General features: G+C 44.9%; 17 protein-coding genes and 2 riboswitches. Of the genes, 2 read left to right on the top strand and 15 right to left on the bottom strand.

The genetic code is table 11. The annotated features are described in order from the left end of the window. Nucleotides 1–73: 73 nt before the first annotated feature. From purB to mneS, 15 genes are all read right to left on the bottom strand, one after another. The gene (purB, locus tag G4P54_RS03515; RefSeq protein ID WP_167871783.1) at nucleotides 74–1,369 is read right to left on the bottom strand and encodes an adenylosuccinate lyase; all 1,296 of its coding nucleotides are present in this window, start codon (nucleotides 1,367–1,369) and stop codon (nucleotides 74–76) included. Next, nucleotides 1,366–2,508, bottom strand: coding sequence for a 5-(carboxyamino)imidazole ribonucleotide synthase (gene purK, locus G4P54_RS03510; protein ID WP_167871782.1), 1,143 nt, complete (start codon nucleotides 2,506–2,508; stop codon nucleotides 1,366–1,368). Before purK ends, purB begins: the two co-directional genes overlap by 4 nt. Beyond that, on the bottom strand, nucleotides 2,501–2,989 hold the full coding sequence (gene purE / locus G4P54_RS03505) for a 5-(carboxyamino)imidazole ribonucleotide mutase (RefSeq protein WP_024715852.1): 489 nt from the start codon (nucleotides 2,987–2,989) through the stop codon (nucleotides 2,501–2,503). The genes purK and purE overlap by 8 nt, the downstream gene beginning before the upstream one ends. 140 nt (nucleotides 2,990–3,129) lie before the next feature. Beyond that, a riboswitch (purine riboswitch) is annotated at nucleotides 3,130–3,231 on the bottom strand. Nucleotides 3,232–3,310: 79 nt separating this feature from the next. Further along, nucleotides 3,311–3,508, bottom strand: coding sequence for an NETI motif-containing protein (locus tag G4P54_RS03500; RefSeq protein ID WP_024715853.1), 198 nt, complete (start codon nucleotides 3,506–3,508; stop codon nucleotides 3,311–3,313). Further along, nucleotides 3,508–4,062, bottom strand: coding sequence for a DUF2179 domain-containing protein (locus tag G4P54_RS03495; RefSeq protein WP_024715854.1), 555 nt, complete (start codon nucleotides 4,060–4,062; stop codon nucleotides 3,508–3,510). The genes G4P54_RS03500 and G4P54_RS03495 overlap by 1 nt, the downstream gene beginning before the upstream one ends. A gap of 214 nt (nucleotides 4,063–4,276) precedes the next feature. After that, on the bottom strand, nucleotides 4,277–4,444 hold the full coding sequence (locus tag G4P54_RS03490; RefSeq protein ID WP_032682149.1) for a Fur-regulated basic protein FbpA: 168 nt from the start codon (nucleotides 4,442–4,444) through the stop codon (nucleotides 4,277–4,279). 158 nt (nucleotides 4,445–4,602) lie between these two features. Continuing rightward, nucleotides 4,603–5,394, bottom strand: coding sequence for a DUF6574 domain-containing protein (locus G4P54_RS03485; RefSeq protein WP_167871781.1), 792 nt, complete (start codon nucleotides 5,392–5,394; stop codon nucleotides 4,603–4,605). A 185-nt stretch (nucleotides 5,395–5,579) separates the two neighbouring features. After that, a complete protein-coding gene (gene pbuG / locus G4P54_RS03480; protein WP_167871780.1) occupies nucleotides 5,580–6,902 on the bottom strand; it encodes a hypoxanthine/guanine permease PbuG in 1,323 nt (440 codons plus the stop codon). A gap of 135 nt (nucleotides 6,903–7,037) precedes the next feature. Further along, nucleotides 7,038–7,139: riboswitch (purine riboswitch) on the bottom strand. 141 nt (nucleotides 7,140–7,280) lie between these two features. Next, entirely contained in the window at nucleotides 7,281–8,753 is a 1,473-nt protein-coding gene (locus G4P54_RS03475) for a DUF4179 domain-containing protein (protein ID WP_167871779.1), read from the bottom strand. After that, a complete protein-coding gene (locus G4P54_RS03470) occupies nucleotides 8,735–9,268 on the bottom strand; it encodes a sigma-70 family RNA polymerase sigma factor (protein ID WP_024715858.1) in 534 nt (177 codons plus the stop codon). Before G4P54_RS03470 ends, G4P54_RS03475 begins: the two co-directional genes overlap by 19 nt. Before the next feature lie 110 nt (nucleotides 9,269–9,378). Next, nucleotides 9,379–10,920 (bottom strand): glutamine-hydrolyzing GMP synthase, encoded by a 1,542-nt coding sequence (gene guaA / locus G4P54_RS03465; RefSeq protein ID WP_162104278.1) that lies wholly within the window; start codon nucleotides 10,918–10,920, stop codon nucleotides 9,379–9,381. A gap of 161 nt (nucleotides 10,921–11,081) precedes the next feature. After that, nucleotides 11,082–13,292 carry a DUF4129 domain-containing transglutaminase family protein gene (locus G4P54_RS03460; protein WP_167871778.1) on the bottom strand — a complete coding sequence of 737 codons (2,211 nt, stop codon included), beginning with the start codon at nucleotides 13,290–13,292 and terminating at the stop codon, nucleotides 11,082–11,084. A gap of 21 nt (nucleotides 13,293–13,313) precedes the next feature. Next, a complete protein-coding gene (locus G4P54_RS03455) occupies nucleotides 13,314–14,495 on the bottom strand; it encodes a DUF58 domain-containing protein (protein ID WP_167871777.1) in 1,182 nt (393 codons plus the stop codon). Beyond that, on the bottom strand, nucleotides 14,495–15,457 hold the full coding sequence (locus tag G4P54_RS03450) for an AAA family ATPase (RefSeq protein ID WP_167871776.1): 963 nt from the start codon (nucleotides 15,455–15,457) through the stop codon (nucleotides 14,495–14,497). Before G4P54_RS03450 ends, G4P54_RS03455 begins: the two co-directional genes overlap by 1 nt. A 147-nt stretch (nucleotides 15,458–15,604) precedes the next feature. Beyond that, nucleotides 15,605–16,477 (bottom strand): manganese transporter MneS, encoded by an 873-nt coding sequence (gene mneS, locus G4P54_RS03445; protein WP_167871775.1) that lies wholly within the window; start codon nucleotides 16,475–16,477, stop codon nucleotides 15,605–15,607. 411 nt (nucleotides 16,478–16,888) lie between these two features. Here mneS and gabP point away from each other — a divergent pair, with 411 nt between their 5' ends. Together gabP and cotA are read left to right on the top strand one after the other, a co-directional pair. Then, a complete protein-coding gene (gene gabP, locus G4P54_RS03440) occupies nucleotides 16,889–18,298 on the top strand; it encodes a GABA permease (protein WP_167871774.1) in 1,410 nt (469 codons plus the stop codon). Nucleotides 18,299–18,448: 150 nt separating this feature from the next. After that, the gene (cotA, locus tag G4P54_RS03435; protein ID WP_167871773.1) at nucleotides 18,449–19,990 is read left to right on the top strand and encodes an outer spore coat copper-dependent laccase CotA; all 1,542 of its coding nucleotides are present in this window, start codon (nucleotides 18,449–18,451) and stop codon (nucleotides 19,988–19,990) included. Nucleotides 19,991–20,075: the final 85 nt, after the last annotated feature.

Here is a 20,075-nt window from a genome sequence, read left to right as displayed (position 1 = left end):
GAAGGCCTCCTAACCCGAATGTTGGGAATTTTCAAACTGCGGCGGCATAGAAGAAGCCGCCTAAAAGCTTCTTCTATGCCAAACCTAAACGTTCAAAGATCAGATCAACATTTTTCAGATGGTAATTGTAATCAAAGCAGTCAGCAATTTTTTCCGGAGAAAGACGAGACGTGATTTTCTCTTCCGCTTCCACAAGCTCACGGAACGGCACTTGTTTTTCCCATGCCTCCATTGCTTTTGGCTGTACTGTATCATAGGCTTCTTCACGAGTCAGGCCTGTGTCAATCAAAGCAAGCAGTACGCGCTGAGAGTAGATAAGGCCGAGAGTGCGGTCCATGTTGCGCTTCATGTTTTCCGGGAAGACGGTTAAGTTCTTCACGATGTTGGAGAAGCGGTTCAGCATGTAGTTCAGCGCGATTGTCGCATCCGGAAGAATAATCCGTTCTGCTGATGAATGAGAAATATCGCGTTCATGCCATAATGGAACATTTTCGTAAGCCGTCATCATGTAGCCGCGGATGACGCGCGCAATGCCTGTCATGTTTTCAGAGCCGATCGGGTTGCGTTTGTGCGGCATTGCAGATGAACCCTTTTGCCCTTTCGCGAAAAATTCCTCAACTTCGCGTGTTTCACTTTTTTGCAGTCCGCGGATTTCCACAGCGAATTTCTCAATGCTGGTCACAATTAAAGCAAGTGTCGCCATATAGTCAGCATGGCGGTCACGCTGAAGGGTTTGAGTTGAAATCGGTGCTGCTTTCAATCCGAGCTTCTCACATACATATTGCTCAACAAACGGGTCAATGTTCGCATATGTGCCGACAGCGCCGGAAATCTTCCCAACCTCGATGCCTTCTTTGGCTTGTTTGAAACGCTCAAGATTCCGTTTCATTTCCTCATGCCAAAGCGCAAGTTTCAAGCCGAATGTTGTAGGCTCGGCGTGTACACCGTGTGTGCGCCCCATCATGACTGTGTATTTATGCTCTTTTGCTTTTTCTTTTATAATGTCAACAAATCTCTCAAGGTCCTTGAGCAGAATATCGTTTGCCTGTTTTAATAAGTAAGAAAGAGCAGTGTCTACAACGTCAGTTGACGTTAAGCCGTAGTGCACCCATTTTCTTTCTTCGCCCAGCGATTCGGAAACGGCGCGTGTAAAAGCGACAACGTCATGGCGCGTGTCCTGTTCGATTTCTAAAATACGGTTGATGTCAAATGACGCGTTCTCACGCATGACCTTTACGTCTTCTTTTGGAATGACGCCAAGCTCTGCCCATGCTTCACAGGCGAGAATTTCCACCTCTAACCATGCTTGAAATCTGTTTTCATCCGTCCAAATCGCGGACATTTCAGGTCTTGAATAACGTTCAATCATTCTGCTTGTCCTCCGTCTCTATTCATCCATTTATTTGTGATCTCCTGAATCCAGCGGTCTTCAGGCTGCTTCATAAATGTAATATGCCCCATTTTGCGGCCTTTTTTGATTTCATGTTTTCCATATATATATAGCTTCGCTTCTTTTAAAAGCTCCGGCTCTTCCTCCACAAGCTTTACTTCATCACCGAGGAGATTGACCATCATACCCGGCTTCAGCAAATCTGTTTTCCCAAGCGGGAGGCTGCATACCGCCCTGATATGCTGTTCAAACTGGCTCGTTTCGCAAAGGTCGAGCGTATAATGCCCTGAATTGTGCGGTCTTGGCGCCAGTTCATTGACCAAAAGCTCGCCGTCTTCTCTCAGGAACATCTCAACAGCAAGCGGCCCGACAAGATTGAGCTCTTCTGCAAGCCTAACAGCCAGCTCAGCAGCCTTCTTCTGAATTCCTTCCTCCACCCGTGCAGGCACGATGCTTTGGAAGAGAATATTGTTGTGGTGAATGTTTTCAGCTGCCGGAAATGTTGAGATTTCACCGTTTGCCGATCTGACAACGATAACCGACAGTTCCATTTTAAAAGAAACCCAGCTTTCGAGAATGCAAGTTCCGTGTTCTAAAAGAGCGGCAGCCTGCTCCATTTGCGTCTCTTCCTTGATCACAAATTGGCCTTTGCCGTCATATCCGCCGCGGCATGTTTTCAGCACTGCTGGAAGCCCGAGCTCCTGTACCGCCTGTTTCAGTTCATCCTTTGTATGGACGATTCTGTACGGTGCGACTTCACAGCCCGCTGCTTGAATTGCTTTTTTCTCTGTTTCACGGTTTTGGGTGATGAGCAGCAGCTCACTTCCTTGCGGGAGATACGCATAATCCTTTAGCCAATGCAGCGCGTCATAGTCGATGTTTTCAAACTCATACGTGATGATATCGCTGATTTCAGCCAATTTCCGAATCGCTTCACGGTCATTGTAATGAGCGGTAATTTCGATATCCGCAACCTGCCCGCACGGCGAATCTTTCACCGGATCAACGACAGCGACTTTATACCCCATTTGTTTGGCGGACACAGCCATCATTTTCCCAAGCTGTCCGCCGCCGATAATGCCGATTACAGCACCCGGATAGATGATTTGATTAGACAAGCTGATCACTGCTTTCTAACACCGTCTGTTTTGTATTTTCTCTTCTCTCATCCAGCTTCCGGGCAAGCTCTTCGTCAAAAGCTGACAAAATTTGCGCCGCTAACAGGCCTGCGTTCACAGCGCCCGCTTTGCCGATGGCTGTTGTCGCAACAGGCACGCCTCCTGGCATTTGGACGATGGAAAGAAGTGAATCCAGTCCGTTCAGCGCTTTGGACTGAACCGGGACTCCAATGACCGGCAGTGTCGTTTTCGCCGCCGTCATCCCCGGAAGATGAGCCGCTCCTCCGGCACCGGCGATGATCACCTTGATGCCTCTTTCTCTGGCCGTTTCAGCGTATTCAAACATCAAATCAGGCGTCCGGTGAGCGGAAACGACCTTTTTTTCGTACGGAACATTAAGTTCGTCAAGTACGTCGCATGCATTTTTCATTGTCTCCCAATCGGAAGTGCTTCCCATGATGATTCCTACTAGCGGCTGCATTCTGTCCCCACCTTCTCATGCTTTTGTTTTCAGAAAATAAAAAATACCCGCTCTGCATTGCACTTATGAGGAAGCAATACAAACCGGGCATGGTACATGTATCGTCAGTCGTTCGCTTCTGCGATATATCCATGTCAGTTTTATCGATCACTTTCCTGCATAGTCCGGCAATTTACGGTTGCCGGGTAGAAACTTATGGGCCATATTCCCAAGATTATATGAGGTCGTGTTTTGATTTCATGTTTATCTTAACAACGGACATGGATAATGTCAACGATATTATCGAACGATACGAAATTTCTTCCTACTAATGTTCGTGTTTTAGATCAACTTCCCTTCAAATACGATTTTTTTCCCGCACGGAACAATCTGAATTGACCCATTTTCCTTTTGTTCCATAAAAATAGGCTCTTCCATTCGCCGCACAGGCAAATATCCTTCTTCTTTCATTTGCTGAAGCACCGCATCAATGGTTTGCTGCTCTGTCACTTCAAACTTTTTCTTCTTTGGTTTTGCCATTATTCTTTAATTCTCCTCTTCTTCACTGCTTTGACCCAGAAGCCGCCATGGATTGTTTTGGGTTCATACGCAATAATAAAGGCTTTTGGATCTATTGTTTTAATCGTATCATACAGCTGGAGCTCATATCTTCTCGGTGTCAGAATCTGAAGGGCGGTGCGGTCGCCTTCAAGCCCGCCGGCCACCCAGTTTGTCACGCCGTAGCCTTTTTCCCGAAGCTGCTTCGGAAGATCAACATCAAGCTCCTTCGTAATCACGTTGACCATCATATAGCCAAGTGCCAGTTTTTCTTCTATTTTCATGCCGACAATTACGCCAAGACCGTAACCGAGCGCATATGCGATCACGTTTTGAATCTGGTCTAAGTTATCGAGCACAAGACTCAGCCCCATCACATACACCAATATTTCAATCGTACTGATGCCGGCCGCATAATAGCGCTGGCCTTTCAGCGTTAATATCATTCTTATTGTGAAAAATGATACATAAACAATATTAATAATGAGAATGATGAGAACCATGGCTGCTCCATTTGATAAGACGGTTTGCATCATTTATGTTACCCCCTACTCTTCAGCTTGCATAAAGCATTCATATTCTACTAGAGAAACGGACCGTTTACAATGAGCTGAAGCCGTCAGCCTAAAGAAAATAATTCAGCACGCTCTATGAGTTGGAACAGTAGTAGTTTACCCTCTTTCTCACTTTTTCAACACCAAAACAAAAAAGCCCGCTTTTCACAGCAGACTCACCTCTTCTCATCTATTGTCAGATCTCTTTTTTTACTTTCAGAAGGGACTTGTATTCTTTCTCAAGCTCACTCAGCGTATAATCGGCCAGCTGTTCCCCTCTTCCCTGATAAAATTCCGAGAGCAGTAATTTGGTTTTTAAAAACTGTTTCTTTTGATTAATCGCTTGGCGAAGTAAATCAGCCATGTCCATCATCCTCCTTAAATCTAAAGGTTTGTGCACTGGACGCTTACAGCATTTTCCTCATCATACATGGATTAGTCCTACAAATCAATTGGGTTTTTTAGATATATTTGTAAAAAGTGTGACAGCAAAAAACCGGCTGTGGACAGCCGGTTTTTTCATTAAAGCGGGATCAGCGACGCCGTGAAATATTCAGAAATAAACGGCCAAGTCACCGCCGCAAACAGCAGCGCTACCGCAACCACAGCGAATACACAATAGATATAGTCAATCGGTGCATCGTGTGCCGCCTGATGCAGACGCTGCACATACAGCGCCATCATGAAAAAGATCGAAAACAAGATCAGCACTGTAAACAGAACTGTCAGCATCGGGACATTCACGATCGCAAAGATCAGCCAAAGGATTGAAACAGCAATGACCGGCACAAGCAATGAACCCAAACCGGCAGCCGCTTCTCTGAACGTCACCTTCTGCTTTATCATATAACGAGAGACGGCCCATACAGCAAAGACCATTACCGCAAAAAAGATCAGCAAATACACAAGAACGACTAAAAATCCGTCATAAAACGCATGATGGCGTTCTCCAAACCCGAGCGGCCGATTCCAGCTCGCCTTTAATTGGAACCAATTCCCAATTGAAAAGATCATACTGAATATAAGCATTGAAATCAGACCATATTTATAATGAGAAAAACCATCCGCCACGACGGTTTTCGCCGGTGATTTTAAAATTGAGAACGCAAAACCGCAATATCTGTTGATGGCTGCCCATACAGACGCAAGCTTGTCTTTAACAGCTGATTCACCGCGTTCCTTGTGCGGTTTCTGCTTTTGCTTGCTTTGCCTGCTCGCCTTTCTGGACATCCTCGATAGCGGTTCTTCATCTGCATCTATTCTTTCACTCTGGTTCATTTCTTCTTCAAACATTTCTTTTCTTTCTTCCGTCATGTCAGCAACTCCTATCAAAAAAATACGGCGGAAACTCTTATATAAGGTACCGAAGCCTTCCTGAACAGTCAAGTCATTTCCATTTAAGTAAATCATGGCGGCACATCTACATGACGGTATATCGTATGAAATGGTTTTACTTTTCGCAACAAAAAAACCAGCTGCCAGCAGCTGGTTTTTATTCCTTATTTTAAGAAGATAAAGTACAGGATAAATACGACAAACAATCCGTACATGATCGGATGAACCTCTTTGGCTTTTCCTTTGCACACCATTGTAATCGGATAGAAAATAAATCCGATGGCAATCCCAGTCGCAATGCTGTACGTTAACGGCATCATGATCATGGTAAGGAAAGCGGGAACGGCCACCTCGAACTTATCCCAAGCGATTTTGCCAAGCGGCGCTACCATCAGCGCACCGACAATAATAAGCGCCGGCGCTGTTACATTTGAAGTAACGACTGATAGAAGCGGCGAGAAAAACGTAGCCAGTAAAAAGAGAATACCTGTTACAATCGCCGCAAATCCTGAACGGGCACCCGCAGCGACACCTGAGCTTGATTCAACGTAAGAAGTTGTTGTAGACGTACCAAGTACGGCACCGATCACAATGGAAGATGAATCGGCTAAAAGCGCACGGCCCGCACGCGGCAATTTGTTTTCCTTCATTAAACCAGCTTGAGTCGCCACAGCAACAAGTGTGCCCGCTGTATCAAAAAATCCGACAAACAAGAACGTTAAAATGACGATCAGCATCTGCACGGAGAAAATATCCGGCAGGTGAATCCACGCTTGTCCGAACGTCGGCGCAAGGCTCGGCACGCTGCCGACAATATGTGTCGGAACCGGAATCAGCCCGCAGATCATACCGGCAACCGCCGTCAGCAGCATTCCGATAAATACGCCGCCGTTTACGCGGAGCACCATTAAAATAACTGTTACAATCACACCGAAAATCGTTAACAGCACAGAACCGCTGTGAATGTTTCCGATGGTGACGAGTGTAGAAGGGTTTGCAGTGATAATTCCTGATCCCTGCAATCCAACAAATGTAATAAATAGACCGATACCCGCGCCGACTGCCAATTTCAGTTCAGGCGGAATGGCGTTGATGATTTTTTCACGAAAACCTGTTAAAGAAAGAGCAACGAAAATAAGACCTGAAATGAAAACACCAGACAAAGCTGCCTGCCACGAAATGCCCATACCGAGGACGACAGAAAACGCAAAAAACGCGTTCAGCCCCATACCGGGCGCGATGGCAATCGGATACCTCGCGATCAATCCCATTAAGATACAGCCTGCTGCCGACGCCAGCGCTGTCGCTGTAAAGACCGCGCCCTGGTCAATTCTCAGCGCCTCCGGAAAATCTTTCACGCTCTCCAAAGCAAGCGTAATTGGATTGACGAACAGAATATATGCCATAGATAAAAAAGTCGTTAATCCGCCAATGATTTCATTGCGATAGCTGGTGCCCAGCTCATCAAACTGAAAATACGTTTTCAAGCTATTTGACTCCCTTCACTCTTTGCTATTTATCCTGCCCTGAAATCGCCAAATAAAAAACGCCCCAATACATTTTGGGACGCTTGACTACAGACCGATTTCAGTTTGAATAAATAAACGTGTTTTATTTATATCAAACGAAAGAAATGTTTACGTAGTCAAGCCATTTACGGTAGCTTGGTAGAGACTTGCGGGCCATATCCCCGCGATTATACGAATTCATCTTATTTGATTTCTGTGTCTATTGTACCAACATCAATTTGAAATGACAATATAAATAACGAACATTACTTGTTAAAAAAATTGGTTTATTCGTCTATTGACTAAATGGGCAACACATGTAAAAACCGTATGCATGACTGCATACGGCTTTTCAACTTATGATGATTTTTTTTCACCAGGCTGCTTCACCTGATGCACTGGTACAGTAAACGAGAATGGCTTTAGTTGAATAAGATCATTTATAACACCTTTATCGATATACAGACCATACTTATCAAACTCAAAATGTTTTAAAGACAGCTTATCAAGATAGGCATCATCCAGTTCAAAAGTGGATAGCATTTCGGCTGTGTTCATATTTTTCACTTTAGCTGTATTTGCTTTCAAATAATAACCTTCTTCATAATAAGCCAACGGATCAGCCCATGATTTCATTTTTTTCATATCACCAAGGCCAATCGTTTCACCTATATTCACTAAATCATTTTCATCCATGCTTGAGGTATCAATTCCAGTGAAGCGGTATTGTACCAATACTTTTCTTCCTTCTTGTTTCATGTTATTGATTTCAATTCCTATGTTTTGATGGTTTGTTTTTGAAACATGGAACGGCATCTCAGCATTTAGCGGGACGATTTCACTGCCCTCTGCCTCAGATTTAATATCTGCTATTAATGTTAGCTTTTTCGCTTTTGGATTGATTGGTGATTCTAACTGTGTTTGTCCTTTTACTCTTACTGTTCTCTCGTTTATTTTTCTTCGGTCCCCAAGTTCGATGTTTGACTCTGTCATCTCATATGTGTTTCCTAAATCATCTTTGACTTCGTTAATTTCAACCGAATCATTTTTTGCTATGCCTTGATAATCTATTGTAAATTGAAGGACAGATCCGAGCTTTCCATTCTCCACTTGAATATTGGAAAATTGATAACGATTATGATAAACGGATACCGATTTTGAGCTTTCTAAATAACTCGCTTTCTTTTTGATAATTGGCAGTTTGAACCTCCAATTTCCCTGTATTTCATTGATATGAGTAATCACAAAGGGTACGGTTTCCCCATTTTTTATTTGAATGCCATTTGTATAAATCCTTAATTGTCCTGCATATTGTTTGTTGTTTATTTTTTTAAGCACTAAGGAATCGTAGTTAATTGAAAAATTGTCGTTATAACTCACTTCGTCCACATCATACATGAGCTCTTTTTCATCAGACTGGAGGTTATCAACAGTAAAGTTATAGACAAGCTGTCCGGCATCGTAATAGGAGCTGTTTACAGAAACGGTGATTCCTCTGGATTCAGCCTTTTCATTCAAATCTGTGACCAAATTGCTTTCAAACAATGATAGGCCAACTTTATCTTGAAAATCTTTATAAATTTGGCCGACAATGGGTATGCTTCCCATCGCTTTGTTTACAGATGGCAGAAAAAGACCGGACGTGAAATACAATATACATACGACAGCAGCAACAGCGATTCCATTAGTAATCCTTCGTCCCCATTTAAAACGGCGTCTGCTGTTACTGTCATTTTCAGCACGAACGACAGCTTGATGTATTGCCTTTTTTAGCGCTTTCTTTGGCACTTCTATGTCATCAAATATCTGCTTCACTTGGTGTTTGTCCATTTGTTTTGATCCTCCTTTTCCAGCTCTTGTTTCAATGCTTTTCTCGCTCTATGTAAATGGGTTTTGATCGTGCCTTCTGCCATTCCTGTTTGTTCAGCTATCATTGAAATCGAATAATCTTGAAAATAGTAGAGCTGAATCGTGAGCTGAACATGTTCATCAAGTGAATCAATCGCATTTCGCAAATCCATGTATTCCTCTATATTGGCTTGATCGGTTCCAGTATCATGCTGCTGCTCAAACGGAACCAAATCGCCTTTCTTTTTATTCATGGCAAAAATGGAATTGATCAATATTCGGGTTAGCCATGTTAAAAAATACTTTGGCTCTTTTAGTTTTTCTATATGAATAAAAGCTTTATAAGCCGTTTCCTGTACAGCATCAAGTGCATCTTCTTTATTTCTCAAATAAAGATAGGCTGTTTTATATAAAGTATCCTGATGTGCCAGCATAAGCTTTTCAAAGGCGCGAGTATTTCCTTTTCTCGCCTTTGTAATCAATCTTTCTTCCTTCACCTTATCCACCTCCTATGTTGTTAGATACAAAAACTGCCGAAACGGTTTCAAAAAAGCAACAAAAAAACGTCCCTTTTTGTAAAAGGGACGTTTTTCTCGTTTTTATTGATTTATTCCCACTCGATCGTCGCAGGCGGCTTACTTGTAATATCGTACACCACGCGGTTAATGTGCTTCACTTCGTTTACGATACGTGTCGAAATGACTTCAAGCACATCCCACGGGATACGCGCCCAGTCAGATGTCATGCCGTCGATTGATGTGACGGCGCGGATTCCGATTGTGTAATCATATGTTCTTGCGTCACCCATAACACCAACGCTGCGGATGTCAGGAAGAACAGTGAAGTATTGCCAGATATCACGCTCTAATCCATGATTAGCAACCTCTTCACGGAGAATCGCATCAGATTCACGAACGATTTCCAGTTTTTCTTCTGTTACTTCGCCAAGAACGCGGATTCCGAGTCCCGGTCCCGGGAAAGGCTGACGCCATACGATATCATCCGGAAGGCCGAGCTCTGTGCCAAGCGCGCGCACTTCGTCTTTGAAAAGCGTGTTTAACGGCTCGATCAGTTCAAACTGCATGTCTTCTGGAAGGCCGCCGACATTGTGGTGAGATTTGATCGTTTGCGCCGTTGCTGTACCGCTCTCGATGATATCTGTGTAAAGCGTTCCTTGTGCAAGATAGTCGATGCCTTTGAGCTTGTCCGCTTCATCATCGAACACGTAAATGAATTCATTACCGATGATTTTGCGTTTTTGCTCAGGATCAGAAACGCCTTTAAGTTTATTTAAGAATCTGTCTTTTGCGTCTACTTTAATCACGTTCATGTTAAAGCCTTCGCTGAATGTTTTCATGACACCTTCAGCCTCGCCTTTACGGAGAAGACCATGGTCTACAAAGATACAAGTCAGCTGATCGCCGATCGCTTTATGAATCAAAGCAGCCACAACAGAGGAATCAACGCCTCCGCTTAGCGCGCAAAGAACCTGCTTGTCTCCGACTGTTTCACGGATTTTTTGCATTTCGATTTCAATAAAGTTCTCCATTGACCATTTGCCTTCACAATCGCAAACGCCGAATACAAAGTTTTTCAGAAGGTCATTGCCGTACTCAGAGTGGCGCACTTCCGGGTGGAACTGAACGCCGTACCATTTTTTGTCCGCTTTGCTCATCGCTGAATTCGGGCAGTGATGGCTTGTCGCATCAACAGTGAAGCCTTCAGGAACTTCTACAACCAAATCGCCGTGGCTCATCCAAACCACTTGTTCGTTCGGAAGATCTTTGAACAAATCAGGTGTGCCTTCGATGCGGATGTTTGCTTTTCCGTATTCGCGCTGGCTTGCCGCTTCCACTTTACCGCCAAGGTAATGAGTCATCAGCTGCATGCCGTAGCAAATTCCCAAAACAGGAACATCAAGTTCGAAGATTTTCTCATCACAGCGGAAAGAGTTTTCATCATACACACTGTTTGGACCGCCGGATAAAATAATTCCTTTTGGATTCATTTCTTTAATTTCTTCAGCCGTCAATGTATGGGGATGCAGCTCGCTGTATACACCGAATTCACGGATACGGCGTGTAATCAGCTGGTTATACTGACTGCCGAAATCAAGGACAAGAATCATTTCATTCACTAACTTTGTCATGGTTGTCACCTAATCTCCTCTAAGTTTTTTGACACAGAAAAAAACGAGGACAGATATGAAGCTCGCTCCGCCCTCTTTGGCAAGGCCGTTTGCCGGAGTCCGGCAACTCGCTCCCAGACTCCGATAATATTCACTAATTCTAACAACACGTCGATAAGCGGTCAAGACCATCTTCTTTTAATTAAATTTTCCCATAACTCTCTGGAATCATTCCAAAGCGCTGCCGAATCTTCATTTCTGTAAAGCGCCCGTTCATAGCGTAATGTCAGCTTTGACATGTCTTTTGAGCCGGATTTTCCATCGATTCGTTTTGCATAATCACGCAGCGTTTCACTGTCTCGTTTCGGCAGCCCTCTTCTCTTCAGCTGTTTCAGCAGCGCGCCATACGCTTCAAAAAATACGTGCTGATCACTTCGCTGCTTCAATTTTCTCACAGCGAAAACAGGAATCCATAACGAACGGAAAACATACAGCAATACCGCTGCCACGAGGAGAACCACAAGGATTGCGAGCGCCAGATACCAGCCCGCCCCGGCGTTTGTATGTGAAGCGGACGGTTTTTTAGAAACCGCTGTCTCCCGTTTTTCCTTTTGTTTTTCCTTTTTTTCCGGCTGTTTTTTCTCTTCTTTCTGTTCGTCTTTCGTTTTCTCCGGTGAGCCGCTGCTGCCACTGCCGGAATCCTTTGTGTCAGAAGAAGTAAACTGAGCCGGATTCGTAAACCCTTTCGTCGGCTCAAATGTGACCCAGCCCTGTTTCGGAAAATACACCTCTACCCAGGAATGGGCGTTGTTATTTGTCACTTTGTAGATGCTGCCGTTTTTGTTTCCGGCTTCTTTATATTGGCCGGATGTATACCCCTTTACCCAGCGGGCCGGAATGCCGGCTGAACGCAGGAGCACCACCATGGCGGAAGAAAAGTTATCACAATAGCCCCTCTTCGTTTCAAACAAAAATTGATCGACATAATCCTCATCATCTTTAGGGACAGTCACTTTTTCTGTTTCATATGTGAACGCATTGGATCCTAAATAATCCTCAATCGCTTTCACCTTATCGAACATATTATCGTGATCCTGAGTGAGTTTGGTTGCGAGTGATTTCACCCGCTCTGGCAGCGAATCTGGCAGCTGCATATAACGATCGCTGAATGTGTATTCGTCGCTGTTGTTTCTCACTTTTACCTTTCTCAGCTCATCCAGTTTGTAGACAGGAGAATTGTACGTTACCGTATAGCTTCCCATATTTCTGACCTCACCTGCTTGTTCACTGATCGGAGAAATTTGTTCCGTGTTCCCGTTCATTTCAAGTGAGACAGCCTGCTTTGGCTGAATGGCTTTTGCGCCGATCGGATACATCACATGGTTATACCCGTAGTGCTCATCAACTTTCACACGAATGACTTTACGCTCTGTCGCAACCTTATGGTCAAACCAAAGATTTTCAACGTTTCCTCCGCTAAGCTGATATGACATGCCTGTATCTGTTTCAACCCAGCCTTTTCCTGTATACGTATCCTTCGTTTCCACACGGAAATAGGTACGCTCTTTTCCCTGCCAGGTGAAAACAAGTGTATGATCCTGCTGAAATGGACCGCCGAGTGATTCATCGTGGTTTCCGTATCCGATTTTGCTTTCTCCAGCCGGCACCTGATTTTGATTCGTGATTTTTTTGAGAAAGGGTACTGGATCAGGCCAAGCCGGCTCTGATTTCGGAGCAGCAAGTCCGAATCCCGCCGCAGCCAAAACCAATACAGATAAAGGAAGAAACCATTTCAGGACAGATGTTTTTGACAGTGTGATTCTTTCCATCAGCTTGATGCGTTCTAAGTATAAAAGGCCCAGCATAAAGAAACCGACCACCACGATACGGATGACGGCAAAAGTGGCATCATATGGCGTAAAGGTATCAAGAATCGTAATATACGCTACTGTCATCATAAAGAAAAACAAGATTCTTCTCTGGTAAATCACCCAATAATGAAGGAGATAGACCAAAAGCCACAGCAGCACAAAAAACAGCAATGTCCGAAACGAAGGAATCATATCATTCCATTGCCCTGATTGAATCAGCGTGATATTTAAATAGACATCCTGCAAAAAAGAACTGACCCAGCTCAAGTCAAATATAGAACCTTGATAAAACAAAATGTGTATCGAGATCAACGTAAATAACACACAAAAAGGAACGGTGACAAACCACCTCATCCTGAAAAAAGTCAGCAGAAACGTCAAGCCGATAAAGACAATAAAAAAGCCTGTATGTTTCGTATTAGTAAAATTGTCAAGCGGCCTGAGCCACTCCCACAGCAATAAAAACGCCAGAAAATAAAATAACAGCAAGCTCAAACGGCTTCCCTTCTGATCGTGCGGCATGCGCAACCGTCACCTCTCTTTCTAAACAACACGCGAAACTCGTCCGTCCCTCATGACCTGAACTCTGATTTGACGTTTAAGCATGCGTTCGATCATGACATTTTCCGCTTGAGAAAGCTCAGCATCTTTCTCTTTTGCCAGTATCACTGTAACCCGGCCTCCTTCGGCTGCTGCCATGTTCAGTAAATCTTCAGTAATCTGTCCCGTGACGATCACTTTGTCAGCCTGGCGAACAGACGGCTTCCCCAGCTCTTCCCGTACATAATGGCTTACCGGGTCAGCCGCATCACAATGAGCGACGGCTAAATGCCGAAGCATGCGCTTAAAATGCTGCTCTCCCTCCTGAATAGGAAAAACCGTTTTTTCCTTTCCGATTGAGGCCAAGCCTGTCCCCGCGCCATTTTTTAAAACAGAATGAAGAATCGAAGCGGTCACAGAAACGACCTCTTCGAATGCTTCACAGGAAAAGCGGTCCATGAGAAGAAACAGATTTTTGCTTCGAGACGGTTCAAATTCCTTCGTCATCAGCTGGCTCCGCCGCGCAGAAGTTTTCCAGTCTAATGCAGCAAACCGGTCTCCCGGCTGATAATTCCGCACACTTGCCGCAACTGAGGAATGTCGCTGATGAATCGGAGAAGAACCGCTTACACCGTCTTCCTGATGCCTCTCATTCACTTGGTAAGGAATACGCTGAAAGGATGGATAAACAAACAGGGTATCCTCCAGCTCATAAAAAGCTGTTTTTTCAACTAAACCGAGAATATCTCCGGTCCGCACCCTGACAGCATGAAAATGATGTTCTCCGCGCGGCACCCGAGCTAGTTCATATGACATCGTCATCCTCCGTTTAAACCAAGGAAAAACGAGCCGTTTGGCCGCGGCTGACTCGATTCCTTCCGCAAGGCAATCTTCAACCACCATATACATCAGGGGAAACGGCAGTTTTCTGGTAAGCGTAAGAGAAACGTGCAGCCTGTCTCCGGCATGCAATTGTGTTTTAGCCATTTGCCGTGATGCTTGAAAAGAGCGAAGCGGGTATAACGCAAGCAGTCCGGCATACACGACAAAAGGGAGAAACGAGTAAAACAAAAACCAGCTGACAAAGCCGCCTTGAAACATCGCGTAAGAAAATACAGCAGCCGTTAATAACGTTAATACAATCAGCTTCCATCCATATCCAAACCATTGCAGTTTCTTATTCATCAGCGAACCGACGACCTTTGAACCGGCACCTTCACAGCTGACATAATCTCCCGTATGATCGTTTCTGCCTCGATTCCTTCAAACTTCGCCTCTGGCCGCAGCAGCATCCGGTGCGGAAGCGTAAAAGGAGCCAAATATTGAATATCATCCGGAATTACATAATCGCGGTGATGCAGCAACGCGTATGCTTGGGCCGCTTTCATGAGAGCGATTGATCCGCGCGGACTGACGCCTAATTGAACAGAAGCATGCTGTCTCGTTTTCTGCACGATTTCAACAATATATTCTTTTATGCTGTCATCAGCGCGGACATTTTGCACTTCCCGCTGTAAACGGATGAAGTCATCTTTTGCAATAACGGCCTCAAGCGTCTCAATCGGATGGCTTTTTTCCTGAAGAGATAGGACTTCCAGTTCTTCATGAAAGGACGGATAACCCATGCGCAGTTTGAATAAAAAACGGTCAAGCTGTGCTTCCGGCAAAGGATAGGTCCCTTCATATTCCACCGGGTTTTGCGTTGCCATCACAAAAAACGGAGCGGCAAGCGGCATCGTATGGCCATCCACCGTTACGCTTCCCTCTTCCATCGCTTCAAGCAAAGCCGACTGTGTCTTCGGAGAGGTGCGGTTGATTTCATCGGCCAGCACGATATTTCCCATAATCGGGCCGGGACGGTATTCAAACTCCATCGTTTTCGCATTATAGATGGAGACGCCTGTTACATCAGATGGCAGTAAATCCGGAGTGAATTGGATTCTTTTGAAATCAGCGCCGATTGTCTTTGCCAGCGCGCGGACCATCATTGTTTTTCCGACTCCGGGTACATCCTCAAGCAGCACATGGCCTTTTGCAAGAATGGCTGCTAAGCTGAGTATGGCGATGTCTCGTTTTCCAACCATTACTCTATTCATATGTTCAACTGCTTCCCCCAGCAAAGGATGCAGGTCTTCTTGGTATGCCATTCTTTTCCTCCTAGTCATCTACAAAATTCTTCATATTGTAACCTAACTTTACCACAAAAAGCGATCTGTATAAAAAAACGATTCTAGCAAATTGTTTCCAATAAAACAGGAAAAACACAAAAAAGCTTCCTGTGACAGGAAGCTCAATTATTTGTGCTCTAAAGGCTCCATATGAACATGCGAATAATCAATCGCATGCTCCTCCTTCATCTTCCGCTCAATTTCATTGGCAATCTCGTGGCTTTCCGTAATATTTAAATCGGCTGATACTTCAACCACCACATCAACGTATACCGTACTGCCCAAGTATCTCGCTTTAATGTCTTTTAATCGGCTCACACCCGATATCCTTTCGATCGTCTGTTTATAAGCTGAAATGTCCTTTACGTCGAAGCCATCTGTCAAAGAGTGAGATGATTCTTTAAAAATATCCCATGCCGTTTTGCAAATGAGAAGACCGATCACAAACGCCGTAACCGTATCAATCCAGGCAAGATCGAATTGCGCAGCCGTAATTCCGATAAATGTGCCGATACTGACGAATGCATCTGATTTATTATCAGCCGCCGCAGCAAGGAGCGCTTTGCTATTCACTTTTTTGGCCAGCCTTTTATTGTACTGGTAGACTGCGAGCATCAGGGCTGCTCCGCCCGCTGCCGTCCATGCCGCAATCATATCCGGCGTCTCTTCTTTCGCAGAAAAAATAGACTCCCCGGCGCTGAACAGCACTTGCAACCCAACAACCATCATAATAAAGGAGGCGATAAGCGATGCGATTGTTTCCGCCCGAAAGTGGCCGTATGGATGATCTTCGTCAGGAGGCTTTTGAGAGATGCGCAGTCCGATCAGCACAGCCACCGAAACAATAATGTCAGTCGTGTTATTCAAACCGTCCGCAGTAAGTGCTTCCGAATGAAAAAGATAGCCGATCAGGAGCTTCATCGCAGACAAAACAAGATACGCGGCAATGCTGACCAGCGCTCCGGATTCGCCTTTTTTCAGTTCATCATATCTCTCCATACATAAAACCCCCTCTCCGCTCGCGTATTCCTATTTTTATGATACAAAGCTGAACCGCAGTGGGTCTACAGAAACATGATTCACCCGCCACAGGAAACTAGTGACGATGGAACACTTTTTCTCTAAGCCAATTTATTTCCCATCCCAGAAATCTCTTCAAGCCCAGTAATATCAATGCTTCTCGCAATCAAACATTTTAAAAATGATATCAAAGGATAAATATGAATCGTTGCCGGAACATTTTTTCTTTTTCATCCGAGCATGTCTGCTAAAAACACCGCAAACAAACCCTACAAATTTGAAATAAACTGTTATATTTTCTTACAGGATTTTTCGACAAATTGTATATTTATGATACAGTTTCAATTATCATAATATTCAGTAACATATGTTTTTTAAAGGAGGTAACTTATGAACCAGTCTCAATCAGGATTAAAAAAGGAATTAAAGACACGCCATATGACCATGATTTCAATCGCGGGCGTGATTGGAGCCGGCCTATTTGTAGGCAGCGGCTCAGTGATTCACTCGACCGGGCCCGGTGCCATTGTTTCTTACGCGTTAGCCGGATTATTGGTCATTTTTATCATGAGAATGCTCGGTGAAATGTCTGCCGTAAACCCGACGAGCGGGTCGTTTTCTCAATACGCTCACGATGCCATCGGACCGTGGGCAGGATTTACAATCGGCTGGCTGTATTGGTTTTTCTGGGTCATTGTCATCGCCATCGAAGCCATTGCCGGTGCCGGCATTATTCAATATTGGTTTCATGATATTCCGCTGTGGCTGACAAGTTTGATCTTGACGATCGTGCTCACCTTGACAAATGTCTACTCCGTTAAGTCTTTCGGTGAGTTTGAATATTGGTTCTCCCTCATTAAAGTTGTTACTATTATCGCTTTTCTCATCGTTGGTTTTGCTTTTATTTTTGGCTTTGCGCCAGGCAGTGAGCCAGTCGGTTTATCCAATATTACAGGCAAAGGCGGATTTTTCCCGGAAGGCGTCAGCTCCGTATTGCTCGGCATTGTCGTTGTCATCTTCTCCTTTATGGGAACAGAAATTGTTGCCATTGCAGCAGGAGAAACAGCCAACCCGATCGAATCGGTGACAAAGGCGACCCGATCCGTTGTATGGCGCATTATCGTCTTTTACGTTGGCTCTATCGCCGTTGTTGTCGCGCTTTTGCCTTGGAATTCAGCAAATATTTTAGAAAGCCCTTTCGTCGCTGTACTTGAGCATGTTGGGGTGCCGGCAGCCGCGCAGATTATGAACTTTATCGTCCTCACAGCCGTACTCTCTTGCCTGAATTCAGGTTTGTACACCACATCCAGAATGCTGTATTCACTTGCAGAAAGAAACGAAGCGCCGCGCCGTTTTATGAAATTGAGCAAAAAAGGCGTTCCCGTTCAAGCTATTGTTGCCGGAACATTTTTCTCTTATATCGCGGTCGTCATGAACTACTTCTCACCGGAAACCGTCTTTTTATTCTTAGTGAACTCATCAGGCGCAATCGCTTTACTCGTCTATCTTGTCATCGCTGTTTCTCAGCTGAGAATGCGAAAAAAACTCGAAAAAACAAATCCGGAAGCATTGAAGATCAAGATGTGGCTCTTCCCTTTCCTAACCTACTTGACCATCATCGCCATCTGCGGAATTTTAGTATCTATGGCGTTTATTTCTTCCATGAGGGATGAACTGCTGCTGACAGGCATCATTACGGGAATTGTTCTCATCTCTTACCTTGTGTTCAGAAAACGCAAGGAGAGCGTGAAAGCAGCAGCCAAGCCAGTCACACGGCAGCAGCCGGACATCCTGCCTTAATGCTGATCAAATCCTAAACGGCCTGCCGTTTAGGATTTTGTATTTTTTTCTTCGGTCAGGCATCGCACGCAGATTTTTTTGTAACCATCACGCCCTTATTGTCATTAACTATAGTACCAATTTGGAAAATTTAGATAAGGACAGATGAAAATGACACTTGAAAAATTTGTTGATGCTCTCCCAATCCCAGATACGCTAAAACCTGTACAGCAATCTGATGACAAAACGTACTACGAAGTCACCATGGAGGAATGCTCCCATAAGCTTCACCGCGACCTCCCCCCGACCCGGCTGTGGGGCTACAACGGCCTATTTCCGGGGCCTACCATTGAGGTTAAAAGAAATGAAAATGTTTATGTGAAATGGATGAACAACCTCCCTTCCACACATTTGCTGCCGGTCGACCATACGATTCATCATAGTGACACCAAGCATGAAGAGCTGGAAGTCAAAACCGTTGTTCATTTACACGGAGGCGTTACGCCGGCTGATAGTGACGGGTATCCGGAGGCTTGGTTTTCAAAAGACTTTGAACAAACAGGCCCTTATTTTAAAAGAGAGGTTTATCATTACCCGAATCAGCAGCGCGGTGCTATTTTGTGGTATCACGATCACGCCATGGCGCTCACCAGGCTGAATGTGTATGCCGGACTTGCCGGCGCGTATATCATCCACGATCCAAAGGAAAAACGCTTTAAGCTGCCTTCCGGCGAATACGACGTGCCGCTTCTGATCACAGACCGCACGATCAACGAAGATGGCTCTTTGTTTTATCCAAGCGGACCGGAAAACCCTTCCCCGTCACTGCCTAATCCCTCAATCGTTCCGGCTTTTTGCGGAGAAAGCATACTCGTCAACGGGAAAGTATGGCCATATTTGGAGGTTGAACCGAGGAAATACCGCTTCCGCGTCATCAATGCCTCCAATATGAGAACCTATAACCTGTCACTCGATAATGGAGGAGCATTTATTCAGATTGGTTCAGACGGAGGGCTTCTCCCGCGCTCTGTTAAATTGAACTCCTTCAGCCTTGCGCCCGCTGAACGTTACGATATCATCATTGACTTCACAGCCTATGAAGGACAATCGATCATTTTGGCAAACAGCGCCGGCTGCGGCGGTGACGTCAACCCTGAAACAGATGCGAATATCATGCAATTCAGAGTCACAAAACCATTGACGCAAAAAGATGAAAGCAGAAAGCCAAAGTACCTCGCTTCATACCCTTCAGTACAGAATGAAAGAATACAAAACATCAGAACATTGAAGCTGGCAGGCACACAGGACGAATACGGCAGACCCGTCCTTCTTCTCAATAACAAGCGCTGGCACGACCCTGTCACAGAAGCGCCAAAAGCCGGCACAACGGAAATATGGTCCATTGTCAATCCGACGCGCGGAACACATCCTATTCACCTGCATCTGGTCTCCTTCCGTGTGATAGACCGGCGTCCTTTTGATATCGCGCGTTATCAAGAAAGCGGGGAATTATCTTTTACCGGGCCGGCTGTTCCGCCGCCCCCAAATGAAAAGGGCTGGAAAGACACCATTCAAGCGCATGCAGGTGAAGTCCTGAGAATCGCGGTGACATTCGGGCCGTACAGCGGACGATACGTATGGCACTGCCATATTCTCGAGCATGAAGACTATGACATGATGAGACCGATGGATATAACAGATCCCCATAAATAATCGACAAACTTGCCTCTTGCGGGCAAGTTTTTTCTATATGAAACTTTTGGCCCCATTTCTCGTATAACATAAAAACAGCAAAAAG

Origin of the sequence: Bacillus tequilensis (assembly GCF_012225885.1) — a bacterium.
GTDB lineage: Bacteria > Bacillota > Bacilli > Bacillales > Bacillaceae > Bacillus > Bacillus tequilensis.
Note: the sequence above shows the minus strand (reverse complement) of the source record. Positions and strands in the feature narration are given on the sequence as shown.

Excerpts from the sequence above, each read along its gene's own strand:
- purB (WP_167871783.1), bottom strand. The coding sequence starts at position 1,369 with ATGATTGAACGTTATTCAAGACCTGAAATGTCCGCGATTTGGACGGAT.
- purE (WP_024715852.1), bottom strand. The coding sequence starts at position 2,989 with ATGCAGCCGCTAGTAGGAATCATCATGGGAAGCACTTCCGATTGGGAG.
- G4P54_RS03500 (WP_024715853.1), bottom strand. The coding sequence starts at position 3,508 with ATGGCAAAACCAAAGAAGAAAAAGTTTGAAGTGACAGAGCAGCAAACC.
- G4P54_RS03495 (WP_024715854.1), bottom strand. The coding sequence starts at position 4,062 with ATGATGCAAACCGTCTTATCAAATGGAGCAGCCATGGTTCTCATCATT.
- G4P54_RS03490 (WP_032682149.1), bottom strand. The coding sequence starts at position 4,444 with ATGGCTGATTTACTTCGCCAAGCGATTAATCAAAAGAAACAGTTTTTA.
- G4P54_RS03485 (WP_167871781.1), bottom strand. The coding sequence starts at position 5,394 with ATGACGGAAGAAAGAAAAGAAATGTTTGAAGAAGAAATGAACCAGAGT.
- G4P54_RS03475 (WP_167871779.1), bottom strand. The coding sequence starts at position 8,753 with ATGGACAAACACCAAGTGAAGCAGATATTTGATGACATAGAAGTGCCA.
- guaA (WP_162104278.1), bottom strand. The coding sequence starts at position 10,920 with ATGACAAAGTTAGTGAATGAAATGATTCTTGTCCTTGATTTCGGCAGT.
- G4P54_RS03460 (WP_167871778.1), bottom strand. The coding sequence starts at position 13,292 with ATGCCGCACGATCAGAAGGGAAGCCGTTTGAGCTTGCTGTTATTTTAT.
- G4P54_RS03455 (WP_167871777.1), bottom strand. The coding sequence starts at position 14,495 with ATGAATAAGAAACTGCAATGGTTTGGATATGGATGGAAGCTGATTGTA.
- G4P54_RS03450 (WP_167871776.1), bottom strand. The coding sequence starts at position 15,457 with ATGGCATACCAAGAAGACCTGCATCCTTTGCTGGGGGAAGCAGTTGAA.
- mneS (WP_167871775.1), bottom strand. The coding sequence starts at position 16,477 with ATGGAGAGATATGATGAACTGAAAAAAGGCGAATCCGGAGCGCTGGTC.
- gabP (WP_167871774.1), top strand. The coding sequence starts at position 16,889 with ATGAACCAGTCTCAATCAGGATTAAAAAAGGAATTAAAGACACGCCAT.
- cotA (WP_167871773.1), top strand. The coding sequence starts at position 18,449 with ATGACACTTGAAAAATTTGTTGATGCTCTCCCAATCCCAGATACGCTA.